We start from the raw sequence: 1089 nt of genomic DNA, 5'->3' as shown, positions 1-1089 counted from the left end.
TTCATGCCAACTTACGAATCGTCTGAAGAGGTGGCGAAATCTATCGTAGCTGTAGCAAACGGTGCAGGTACTAAGACAACAGCGATTCTAACTGACATGAACCAAGTTCTGGCTTCTTCTGCAGGTAATGCAGTAGAGGTACGTGAAGCGGTTCAATTCCTGACGGGTGAATACCGTAACCCTCGTCTTCTAGAGATCACGTTAGCTTCATGTGCTGAGATGCTCGTGCTTGGTAACCTTGCGAAAGACTCTGAAGAGGCTCGTGAGAAGCTAATGGCTGTGCTGGACAACGGTAAAGCAGCAGAGTGCTTCGGCAAGATGGTTGCAGGCCTGGGCGGTCCAGCTGACTTCGTAGAAAACTACGACAACTACCTAGAGAAAGCGGAAATCATCAAGCCAGTATACGCACTTGAAAGTGGCGTTGTATCAGCAATGGATACGCGCGCAATCGGTATGGCTGTTGTTGGCATGGGTGGCGGTCGCCGCGTTGCAACTGACAGCATCGACTACGCAGTCGGCTTCGATAACTTCATCCGTCTAGGTGAAGTGGCAAGCGAAGACAAGCCTCTTGCAGTTATTCACGCACGCAACGAACAGCAATGGCAAGAAGCGGCAACAGCCCTTCAAAATGCGATTACTGTTGGTGGCGAATACACAGCAACGCCGGACGTTTACCGTCAAATTCGTTCAGAAGACGTTTAATTAAAAAATTACACAAAGCCTGCTCACACCAAAATTATTCGATAATGAGCGGGCTAAAGGAAATAGCAATGAAAAGAGCATTTATTTTAGTCTTAGACTCATTTGGTATTGGCGCAACGGCTGATGCTGAGAAATTTGGTGATGTAGGTTCAGATACTATGGGTCACATCGCTGATCAGTGTGATAAGGGCTTAGCGGATAACGCTGACCGTCAAGGTCCACTGACTCTACCAAACCTATCTAAACTGGGTCTTGCGATGGCTCATAAAGAGTCAACAGGTCGTTTTGCTCCTGGTATGGATGCAGACGCTGAAGTCATCGGTGCTTACGGCCACGCAGCTGAGCTGTCTTCTGGTAAAGATACACCGTCAGGTCACTGGGAAATTG

The 1089-nt window shown here is 48.3% G+C and carries 1 protein-coding gene and 1 pseudogene; both read left to right on the top strand.

Annotation, left to right across the window (positions count from 1 at the left end; translation table 11 throughout):
* Window positions 1-702, top strand: a 702-nt coding sequence (locus tag KIV40_RS28220) for a thymidine phosphorylase (protein WP_285352516.1), incomplete at its 5' end; no start/stop codon positions are given.
* Between the two features lie 68 nt (window positions 703-770).
* Window positions 771-1089, top strand: a pseudogene (locus tag KIV40_RS28215) (phosphopentomutase); the annotation flags it as partial.

It is taken from the genome of Vibrio sp. D173a, assembly GCF_030248475.1.
Note: the sequence above shows the minus strand (reverse complement) of the source record. Positions and strands in the feature narration are given on the sequence as shown.